The organism is Pseudomonas farris, from assembly GCF_019145235.1.
Classification (GTDB): domain Bacteria; phylum Pseudomonadota; class Gammaproteobacteria; order Pseudomonadales; family Pseudomonadaceae; genus Aquipseudomonas; species Aquipseudomonas farris.
On sequence record NZ_JAHSTV010000001.1, the window covers coordinates 23170 to 34469 of the forward strand.

General features: G+C 52.2%; 6 protein-coding genes and 1 pseudogene. 6 read left to right on the forward strand and 1 reads right to left on the reverse strand.

Annotated features, from left to right (window positions below):
* Nucleotides 1-2 precede the first annotated feature (2 nt).
* The 5 genes from KVG95_RS00105 to KVG95_RS00125 are packed head-to-tail and all read left to right on the forward strand — an operon-like array spanning nt 3 to nt 9643.
* A complete protein-coding gene (locus tag KVG95_RS00105) occupies nt 3-4010 on the forward strand; it encodes a glycosyltransferase (protein ID WP_217854101.1) in 4008 nt (1335 codons plus the stop codon).
* 18 nt (nt 4011-4028) lie between these two features.
* Nucleotides 4029-6488 carry a rhamnan synthesis F family protein gene (locus KVG95_RS00110; protein WP_217854102.1) on the forward strand — a complete coding sequence of 820 codons (2460 nt, stop codon included), beginning with the start codon at nt 4029-4031 and terminating at the stop codon, nt 6486-6488.
* 1 nt (nt 6489) lies between these two features.
* A complete protein-coding gene (locus KVG95_RS00115) occupies nt 6490-7422 on the forward strand; it encodes an NAD-dependent epimerase/dehydratase family protein (RefSeq protein ID WP_217854103.1) in 933 nt (310 codons plus the stop codon).
* The gene (locus tag KVG95_RS00120; RefSeq protein ID WP_217854104.1) at nt 7419-8405 is read left to right on the forward strand and encodes a glycosyltransferase family 2 protein; all 987 of its coding nucleotides are present in this window, start codon (nt 7419-7421) and stop codon (nt 8403-8405) included. The genes KVG95_RS00115 and KVG95_RS00120 overlap by 4 nt, the downstream gene beginning before the upstream one ends.
* Nucleotides 8406-8407: 2 nt before the next feature.
* Nucleotides 8408-9643: a rhamnosyltransferase WsaF family glycosyltransferase gene (locus tag KVG95_RS00125; protein WP_217854105.1), complete on the forward strand. Its 1236-nt coding sequence runs from the start codon at nt 8408-8410 to the stop codon at nt 9641-9643.
* A 93-nt stretch (nt 9644-9736) separates the two neighbouring features.
* Here the strand turns inward: KVG95_RS00125 and KVG95_RS00130 are convergent, their stop codons facing one another.
* A complete protein-coding gene (locus KVG95_RS00130; RefSeq protein ID WP_217854106.1) occupies nt 9737-10813 on the reverse strand; it encodes an acyltransferase family protein in 1077 nt (358 codons plus the stop codon).
* Nucleotides 10814-11037: 224 nt separating this feature from the next.
* Between KVG95_RS00130 and KVG95_RS00135 the strand changes: the two are divergent.
* Nucleotides 11038-11189 (forward strand): annotated as a pseudogene (locus tag KVG95_RS00135) (transposase domain-containing protein); the annotation flags it as partial.
* Between the last annotated feature and the right edge of the window lie 111 nt (nt 11190-11300).

The following is an 11300-nucleotide window of genomic DNA, read 5'->3' on the forward strand; positions in this document are numbered from 1 at the left end:
TGATGAACACCAAGAAAATCATCATTGTACTGGGCATGCACCGTAGCGGGACAAGCGCTCTGACCCGAGGCCTCAGCACCCTGGGCGTCGCCTTGGGCGATGCACTGCACCCTCCCGGCCCGGACAACCCTACAGGGTTCTGGGAAGACAGCGATGTCATTGCCATCAACAATCAGATTCTCGGCCTTCTTGGCTCGGCACATGACCGCATGGGCGTGATCGACGCCAATGTCTTCGACTTGCCTGGCATTCAGCAGATTTATCAAACCGCCAAGGAGTTGGTCGAGCAAAAGACCGCCTCAACCTCGATTTGGGGCATGAAGGATCCGCGTATTACGCGATTGCTGCCATTCTGGAAAAAGCTGCTGAATGAACTCGGATTCAAAGTCGGTTACGTGATTGCCCTGCGTAACCCGTTGAACGTCGCGGCGTCGCTGACGGCGCGTAACCAGCTTGCACCTGTCAAATCCTACGTACTCTGGCTGGAACATATGCTGCAAGCGGTAGCCTCCACACAGTCGGAAAATCGTCTGGTGGTGGGCTACGACAATCTTCTGAGCGACCCTTACAAGCAGTTGCAACGGATTTCCGCAGCACTGGACCTCTGCACTCCGACGCAAGAGCAGTTTGACGTCTACGCAGACGAGTTTCTGGATAAAGGGTTGCGACATGGCCAGCACAACGATGATGAGCTGTTCAACAGCAACATCGAACCAGCCATCCTTGCACAGACCTATCAACTGCTGCGCGAATGCGCGCTTGATGAGTTGAACATCAACAGTGCCGAGTTCGTCCAACAACTCGACCCATTGATGTCCGCATTGCGACGGATGTTGCCAATGCTGCAGCTCGTATCGCAGGCGGAAGCCGCCACCGTAGCGGCCAACGAAGGGATTGTCGCCAGGGATCGTCATATCGAAGCACTAAACGTGCACATCAACAGTTTGTCCTCGGAGCTGGAGGAGCTCAAGGCGTCCGAGACCCGGCAGGCTACCCGCGACATCGCCCTCAATGCATCTGAGGCTGAACAGCGCGCGCGTTTCACCGCACTCCAGATTGAGCAGACTTCACGCTACATTACACTCGCTGCATCCAAGGCTGAGCAGGCTAGCCTCAACTCCGCACTCGAGAACTCTCTGATTGAGCAGACTGCCAGAAATGTCGCACTCAAGTCAGAACTCGAAGAACGTCAGTCTGCGCTTGATCTCGTTATTGCCCAGAAGCAAGCGCTCGACCAACAAACGAGCCACCTGACACTCTCGCTGAGTGCCGCTCAAAACAGTCTCCTGACCGCCAGTGAACAGATCAATACGCTGAGCAATACTTGGGCGACTTTCTTTGTGTCAAGAACCTGGCGATCGCTTCGTTTCTTCGGCAAAGACACAGGCAAACCGGTCATTATGCTGCCCAACGGCAGCCAATTCGACGACTGTTTCTATTTGAGCCACTATCCGGATGTGGCAGCCTCAGGCATGTCTGCGCGGGAGCATTTTCTTGGCGCCGGTCTTCGCGAAGGCCGTGCTGCTTCGGCTGAACTGGTGGCTCGTCCTCTTTCTGAGGTGCATCGTTCTCCGGTTGTCAAAGAATCTGAAGCCCCGATCGAACCAGCCTCCCCGGTGGCATTGCCGGAAGTTTTTGAGGCTGATGCCAGCGACAAAGGAATGGTATTTGACGTCACCTTTTATCTCGCCATGTACCCCGACATTGCGAATTGCGGTATGGATCCGCAACAACACTTCCTGATGCACGGCCAGCACGAAGGCCGCATCGGATCGGTTCCGACAATCACACTAAGCCGCTCCATCGACGCTCAGGACAACAGCAAGCAGACCGTGTTGCTGGTCAGTCATGAAGCGTCTCGTACAGGAGCGCCCATCCTTAGCCTCAACATCGCCCAGCAGTTGACAGAGCGCTTCAATGTCGTTGCGCTGCTTTTAGGCCCCGGCTCGTTGACTGACGCTTTCGTTGACGCAGGAGCAATAGTTGCCGGCCCTCTGGACCGCAACAATCCGGTCGGCACATCCTGGGCGGTCGCCGAATTCCTGGATAAGTATCGAATCGATTTCGCAATCGTGAACAGTCTGGAATCCAATCTGGCCCTCAAGCCATTGGCCGACCGCTACATCCCGTCGGTCAGCCTCATCCATGAGTTCGCGGTTTACACCCGACCTCGCTCGGCAATCCAGAATGCGTTGCTGTGGGCGAGCCAGACGGTATTTTCGTCAGATGTCACGTTGGACAGCGCCGTGCAAGTGTTGCCGCAGCTCAACGACTGCAGCATCCCCGTGCTGGCGCAGGGCAAAAGCATTGTGCCAGCCGAGGCACGGGATGAAGCTCAAGTCGACGCTGAAAGATTGCGGCTTCAGCATGCCATACGGCCACAGGATCAAGACGCCGACACCATCATCATCCTCGGAGCCGGCCGCGTACAGGTCCGCAAAGGTGTCGACATCTTTATCGAGTGCGCCACGCGGGTCATCAACTCCCCGATCGGCCACAAATGTCGTTTTGTCTGGATTGGCGACAACTACAATCCGGAAACGGATATTGCGTATTCGGTCTACCTGTACGATCAGATTCAGCGCAGCGGCATTGCCGAGCAGTTCACGATCATTTCCGAGACCGCTCAGATCGAAGAAGTTTATGCAATGAGCGACATGTTACTGCTGAGTTCCAGGCTGGATCCTTTGCCCAACGTAGCCATCGATGCGATGGTTCGCGGCCTGCCTGTCCTGTGCTTTGACCGGACCACAGGTATCGCCGACATCCTCAAGCGCAATGATTTGGAGACAGACTGCATAGCACCGTACCTCGACACCGGCAGCATGGCGGACAAAATCATTCGCCTGGCATCGTCCGACAGTGCCAGGGCGAACGTTGGCGCGCAGGTGAAAGCCATTGCCGCACGTGAGTTCAACATGGCCAACTACGTTGAAAAACTTGTCGATATCGCCACTAGCCGGGGTGAGACGAGCCAATTTGAGAAACTGGATACCGCGACGATAGCAGAAGCCGGGGTACTGGACATCAGCTTCTATACCCCTGCAAAAGTGGCACTGGAAGATGAGGCATCGGCGATCCGTCGTTACGTTCGCTCATGGAGCCGCGGTGTACTCCGTCGCAAACCGTTTCCTGGGTTTGATCCAAGCCTCTATCAAGAGCTCAACGCAGATGCTGTGGGTCAGCACGATCCACTTGCCCATTTCCTTCGGGCAGGTCGGCCGCAGGGCCCATGGAACTCGAACAAACTCGACTGGGCAAAACCGCACCAGACGTCAGAAGCGCACAAGGCACTTCTATTCGTCAGCATCGAGTTGCCAGAGCAACTCCTGAATGTTCTTGATCAGATCATGGTATCCGGCATTGATGTGACGGTGATCGTCCAGACAAACGACGAATCCACTCGACTTGCCCTGCAAAACGCCCTGAGCAAAGATCGCAATCTGCCCCTCGACATACAGGTATGCGAACGAGGGACGCTGTCTGCATTATTGAGTCATCTGACGACTGCTGACTATCAGGAATTCGACCTGATCGGGCACCTCGATCTGCAAGCAGAACCTGTTGATTCGGAGTTCACGAGCCAGGTTGCCTATCACCGCTACCTAATTGAAAACATGATCGATGGCGAGCATCTGGCGCTGAGAACCATCGCCAACCACCTGACCGAACGCAATAGCGTTTCCCCGATCGGGCTTGTGTTCCCTGAAGATCCGACGATCAGCCACTTATCCCAAGACTCTGCACTGGTCAACAATCTTTGCAAAGCTATTGGATTGCAGCCGCCCCGGCATGAACACCTGCCCTACCCGATAAATGGCGTATTCTGGAGCGTCCCTGCAACATTATCGCCACTCGTCAACGAGTTACCGCGCCTGAAATCGGCCATCAAGGAAATGCACCTTTCCCCATTGGTCGAAGATCGAATTCTGGCGCGCATGTTGCCGCTGGCCTGCGCCAGCAAAGAAATGCTCATAAACACAACTGTCGTTGCTGGCGTCACTTATTAACTTAATGCAGTCGATTGGATGAACGAGTTGAAGAACAAGATGCGTAATAAAGGCCGCCAGGTGAAGCAATTGGCACTAGGGATTGCCCAAGGCCTCTATGCGCGAGCCTATATCAAAGCCAAGGGAGACTCCCTCGGCTTTGACCCGGTTTTTTACCTTAACCAGTATCCGGACATTAAAAACTCTGGCACCGACCCTTTCAGCCACTACGTTTTTCATGGTCGCAAAGAAGGACGTGTCGGTCATTCCCCGGTACTGAGCCAGAGCAGCTTCGAACTTGCGGAGCTTGATCCTTCACGGGATACCGTGATTGTTGTCAGCCATGAAGCCTCCAGGACTGGGGCGCCGATTCTGAGCCTGAATCTGATCATGATGCTCAAACGTCATTACAATGTTATTGCAATGGTGTTGGGTGGTGGCGAATTGACAGATGAGTTCAAGAACTCCGGCGCCGTGTTTATTGATTGCGCAGGGCTGCGGTTCAACCCCGATCACGCACGCGTGCTGATCGATAAAATCTGCAGCCTCAACAAAATCAAGTTTGCGTTGATCAACAGCGTCGAATCCCGTGTCGTGTTGCAAGGGTTGGCGGCCAACTTCGTTCCGACGATCAGTTTGCTTCATGAGTTTTCCGCCTACACCCGCCCAAAAACAGCCTTTATGGAAACCATGTTCTGGTCAACACGCACCGTGTTTTCTTCCTCGGTGATTCACCAGAGTGCCGTGCGGGACTTTCCGAATCTGGCCAACTATCCGGTGCATATCCTTCCCCAAGGACGTTGCGACGTTACATTCGCCGACGTGGACGAAGAGAAAGTTGTACTGGAAGAAGTGCGGCTCAGAAACATATTTAAAGCGCTGAAGAAGGGAAATAAACGAATCGTTCTTGGCGCTGGATTGATTCAATTGCGCAAGGGTGTGGATCTTTTCATTGACTGCGCTGCCCGCGTCCTTGAAAACGGTGAAATGGACGGCTTGCACTTCGTCTGGGTCGGTAAAGGCTATGACCCGGAGAATGACGTGCAGTACTCGGCGTATCTCCACGATCAGATGCTGCGTGCAGACCTTCAAGATCACATTACCTTCATTCCTGAAACTTCGGCGATTCATGTGGTTTACGATGAGTCCTCGGCAGTTTTGATCACCTCGCGCCTGGATCCGTTGCCGAACGTGGCCATTGATGCGATGAGCCTGGGACTTCCGGTGCTTTGCTTCGATAAAACCACCGGCATCGCTGACTTCCTTGATGGCTGCGGCCTTCGAGAGGCTTGTGTAGCACGCTATCTGCACGTCCCGGACATGGCGCAGAAGCTGAGTGCTCTGATGGCCGACGAGGCAACCGTTTCGGCCATCGGTGAGACGCTCAAGTCGGCATCAGCGCGTCAATTCACCATGCAGACCTACGTGGATGGCCTGGAATCCATCGCGAAGGAAGCGATTGCCCAGACAGCCCAGGAAAAGCTCGATTACACCACCATCGAGCAAGCGGACGTCTACAGAGGCGACTTCATCCCCCGTTATCACAGAACGATTTCCGACTTCGACACCTTGCGTATGCATGGCCGGTCCTGGGCCAGCAACATCAAGGAGCGGAGACTGTTTCCGGGCTTCCATCCCGCAGTTTTCGCTGAGCAATCCGACGACTACAAGGCTGGCCAGAATCCGCTCGCCTGCTATCTGCGGGCCGGAAAACCTGAAGGCCCGTGGATTCATGAAGTACTGACCCCGTCCTCCCCCGTCAGTGCTGATGTTGAACGCGGCCGGATTGCACTGCATATTCATGTCTTCTACGCTGACCTGTTCGAACAGATCCTCGATTGCCTGTCCGTCAACAAGGTGCGCCCTGACTTGTTCCTGAGCGCCCCGAACGAACAGGTCAAGGCGGAACTGGAGGCAATGACTCCCAAGTACTCCGGCAACGTGGTCGCAATCGAAGTGGTGCCGAACAAAGGCCGCGACATTGGCCCTTTCCTGAGCGCATTCAACCGACGCCACCTGCGTGAATACGACATCATCGGCCATCTGCACACCAAGAAAAGCAAGGATCAGAGCAATCCGGAGGTTGGTAGCATCTGGTACGATTTCCTGATCGAAAACCTGTTGGGACGAACCAACCCGATGGCCGATGTCATCACTTCCAGATTGCTAAGTGATTCGCGCATGGGCATGGTGTTCGCTGATGATCCGCATATTGTCTGCTGGGGTAAAAATCGTCCCTACGCCGAAGCGCTCCAAGAGCGCCTTGGCCTGAATCCATTGCCGGAAAACATCATATTCCCGGTTGGGACCATGTTCTGGGCGCGGACCGAAAGCCTTCGCTCGCTGGACGCGTTGGAGCTAACTTGGTCAGACTATCCCGATGAGCCACTGCCGTACGACGGCAGCATGCTGCATGCGCTGGAGCGTTTGTTCCCCCTCATCGTGCAAAGCAATGGCTATGACATCGCTTTGACCAATGTTAAAAGCATTACGAGATAACATGAAAATATTAATCTTTGGTGGTGGTGGTTTCATTGGCTCGGCGATTGCCGACCGTCTGCTGGCTGATGGTCATTCACTGCGCATCTTCGAACGACCGAGGGTTGAGCCCTATCGAAAATTCGAATCGACCGAGTCCGTGGAATGGGTGACCGGCGACCTGATGAGCAAACATGACGTCAGTGAAGCCGTGGATGGAATGGACGCGGTTCTGCACCTGGTTTCCACTACGCTGCCGAAGACATCGAACGACGATCCGATTTATGACGTTCAGACCAACCTGGTCGCAACCCTGCAGATGCTCAACGCAATGGTTGAAAAGCACGTCTCGCGTATTGTGTTCATTTCCTCTGGAGGCACGGTATATGGGGCTCCGACCTATCTGCCGGTCGATGAGACGCATCCTACCGACCCTCAGGTTTCGTATGGCATCACTAAACTGGCCATCGAAAAATACATATTGATGTACCAACACCTGCACGGTATCAAGGCGACCGTGCTCCGGGTGACCAATCCCTATGGCGAGCGACAACGTGTCGAAACCGCTCAAGGCGCAGTTGGAGTGTTCCTGAGCCGTGCGCTTAAAAACGAGTCTATCCAGATCTGGGGTGATGGCAGTGTGACCCGCGACTATGTCTATGTTTCGGATGTCGCTGAAGCCTTCGCCTTGTCTCTGAAGTATGAAGGTCCTTATAGCGTCTTCAACATCAGCTCCGGCACTGGTGTCAGCATTAACGAGCTGATTGAGCGAATCGAGACTGTGATCGACGGAAAGATTGCCAAAGAATACCTTCCAGGCCGGCCTTACGATGTTCCTGTGAGTGTACTGAATAATACATTGGCCGCCAGAGAGTTGAACTGGACACCCAAGGTCCGCCTGGATGACGGGTTGAAGCTGACCACTGCCTGGATGAAGAGAACAATGGGCAAATGATGGACGCTTCCGTTATTAAAGTGTCGGTAGTTATCCCCACAAAAAATGGCGGAAGCCGCTTCAAGTCAGTTTTGAGTGCCGTTCTGAAGCAGCAGACAGAATGGCCCTTCGAAGTCATTGTCATTGACTCCGGATCGAGTGATGAAACCTTGGCAATTGCCCGTGCAAACCCAACGGTGCGCATCATTGAGGTCGAACCTGCAGACTTTCAGCATGGACGTACGCGTAACGTAGCGATCCAAAGCGCGAAAGGGGAATACATCGCCATGATCACTCAGGATGCGCAGCCGGTTGCAAATACCTGGTTGCGTACTCTCGTCGCTGAAATTGAGGCTGATGAACAAATTGCCGGCGTGTTTGGCAAGCATGTTGCCTACGACGATGCCTCTCTTTTTACCCGCGAGGAGTTGGTACAGCATTTCGCGGGCTTTGAAATGCAACCCATGGCACAAATGACGGACCCGGAGCGCTACCGGCGCGATGCCGGTTACCAACAGTTCCTTTATTTTTTTTCCGATAACAATGCACTAATCCGGCGTTCGGTTTGGAAACACTATCCTTATCCGGAAGTGGATTTCTCCGAAGATCAGGCGTGGGCACGTATCGTCATCGAGGCCGGTTTCAAGAAGGCCTACAGTCACGATGCAACTGTTTATCACTCTCACAATTACGGTCTTTGGGAGCGTTTCCAGCGAAGTTTTGATGAAAGTATGGCCTTGGAAGATCTCTTTCATTACGACCATCCCAAGGGATTCATTGTTTTGCTGAGAAGCTGGGTCGGCCTGACGCTGCGGGATTTCAAGTTAATACGTCAGCATCTGCCCAATGATGGCTGGAAGTTGATACTGCCGGCGATAAGAATGCCAATCGACAACTTTATGCGGGTATCAGGCAGTTGGCTGGGAGTCCGGGGGGGATTCAATTGTCCAGCGCTGATAGCGTTTTGTTCTCGTGATAAAAAACTTAAACGGGTGAAACGTTAACCGTGAATACTCATCTACTCGCAGCCCAATTAAAAAAATCACTGAACCATATCAAACAGGAAGGTTTCTCCTCTTTCTTCAACATACTGTCACGTCGTTTCAGAAGCTCCCGCTCGCTGTTCACCAAACCTGATGTTATGTATGCCTACCGATTCTTGAAGTTCACACCGACCGTTCAGCAGCCGGACAATGCCTTGAGCAACGGAGATAAAACCATCAATTGGTATATCCCCCCTATAGGCAAAGGGTCCGGCGGACATCTTAATCTCTTCAGATTCATGCAGCACCTTGGACAACTAGGATTCACCAACCGAGTCATTATTGTCGAGGACGATAACGACGTACCAGCTGCGAAGATCAAATCGACGATATCGGACTGGTTCGGCATTGATAATGTGGACGTTTATTACATTGATGCGTCCATCCCCTCTGCAGCGGTGTCAATTGCAACATCATGGCAAACCGCGTATGCCGTGAACAACATTAGCGCAAAAACTCATAAGTGCTATTTTGTTCAGGATTACGAACCCTGGTTCTATCCTGTCGGCACGGAGTACGCGCTGGCTGAGCAAACCTATCGGTTTGGCTTCCATGGGTTTACGGCTGGAAGCTGGCTATCCAGTCTGCTGAACCAACAGTTCGGCATGCAGGCGACTGCACTTGGTTTTTCATATGATAGAGCGCTGTACAAGCCTCATCCCACAGCTGATCGAGGGACTGCCAAGCGCGTCTTCTTTTATGTGCGGCCTCCAACAGCGCGAAGGGCTTTTGACCTTGGCGTATTGGTTCTGGCGGAGCTTGCCCAGCGAGTTCCGGATATGACAGTGGTGATGGCGGGATGGGACGTGCACCACTACACATTCCCATTTACCTGTGATCACGCTGGCCTGAAGAACCCCAACCAACTTGCGGAGCTGTACAGCTCTTGCGATGCAGCGCTGGTATTATCGCTAACGAACCTGTCGCTTTTACCTCTCGAGATCATGGCCTGTGGCGTACCGGTTGTCAGTAATCGCGCTGCATGCACCGAATGGCTACTCAACGATGACATCGCAATGTTGACTGAACCTACAGTCAATACGTTGGCGGATGCACTGGAAAAGATCTTGCGCTCGCCAGAACTGGCACAGCAAATTAAGGAAAACGCTTTCGCGTTTGCAGCATCAGCCTCGTGGTTGGAGGAAGGGGACAAAATGGCTCAAAGGCTTGAGGAGATTTTGTCCAGTCCGCAACCGTAATATCCCGGCTGAACGCCTTGCGATTGAGACTTGGCCCGCCCCCCTCCCAAAAAAAATACCCGCACGACGATACGGGTATTTTTTATCTTGGCTTTAAACCTCAGCAGATACTTCAGGCTGTACCCTTTTTGATCCTGCGCCCAGATAAGTTCGCAATCCTAACGCCGGCTTCTCAATGAGCTTCCAAGACAAGTAAGCCAACGGGAGCACTATCAAGCTTGAATACAGCGCATTGGTATAAGCACTCTGCCCTGTTGTCCATACCAATTGCTGGATGGGCCACGCATAGATATAAACCCCATAAGAGATATCACCAAACTTATCCATATCAATATGAGGAAGGCGATAGACAACCATCAGCGCACTGTACACAACAGCCGGAATATAGAAGTAAGGATACCAGCCTGTACCAGAAAAATAAAACACCGCCAAAATTAAGCCCCCACATAGAGGCCAACTAAGAGGAATATAGTCACGATTAACCCAAAAAAGGCATCCTACAACAAAAAACAAAAGCGGCTCATGAAATTGAGCATTGCTTCCAAAAAGCGGAACCATAAGAAAATTAAGCTTGATCAACAGCAACGCTGAAAGCAGAGATATATTTGCTATCTCTCGGGAATTAAACAACCCCAAAAACCCCAGTATAAAAACTGCCATATAGCAGCGAAGTTCCGCCGGCAGTGTCCAGGTGGCGCCATTGGTCGAACCTGCAAATGGTCGATCTGAGAATACATACGGAAGGTTATAATTCCACTCCCAAAGTGTCGCATTCCATAGATTATTCCATGGGGTACTCTGAAAATATTGAGTCAAACTAACGCTTGTTGCAATTGGACCAATAATAAAAATGGCGACAAGTGAATACACGATAACGGCTGGGTACAGACGAAGGCAGCGGGAAATCACAAAATCTCTTAGACTTCTATTTGATATCGATGCAGTCACCAGAAAGCCACTAACCGCAAAAAAACCACCGACCGCTATACTCCCGATCCACGCATGTGGAAGGATAAGCATAGTAATAGGATCGCTACCATTACCGCTAATGGGGAATGAGTGACCAAAAAGCACCGCAAAAGCAAGAACAAACCTAAGAACAGTGAAGTTATTCTCTCTGATCCCATCAAACTCACCTAATCGATTAGTTCTTAAAAATTCTCTAAGCATGAAACGTTCTCCGTAGCCGTTCCCATGAAATCAAAGTAAATCACTGCCTGGCCTTTTGATAACAAACTAAAAGTCGGTGGATTTTATGTGCTTTACAAAAAACACTCAAGGACGCATCGCTTCTGCCTATCACTATGAAAGAAAGATTTTATAGATACCGGATGATTGGGGCGTAAGCGCAATAGGAAGCTGACTTCGAACCGATACGGCGCGAAAGCTTTTCTGGGAGCTACTCAAGTGCACAGATCCACAGCCTTATCGAGACCAACCCTATACGCGGCTACGCCACGTACTGGAGCAGCTGCCGCATGCACATTCGGAGGCTGACTACGAAGCGTTGTTACCGTGGAACTGCTCACCGAAAATGCCGCGGTAAACGGACAGCGCATCTAGCAGTAGATGTACTTCGTGGATCGCATACCGAATTCTGCCCATCATTTCCATGCTGATCGCCCTGTGTTCTTCTGCTCGAAAATTGAGCAGAAGA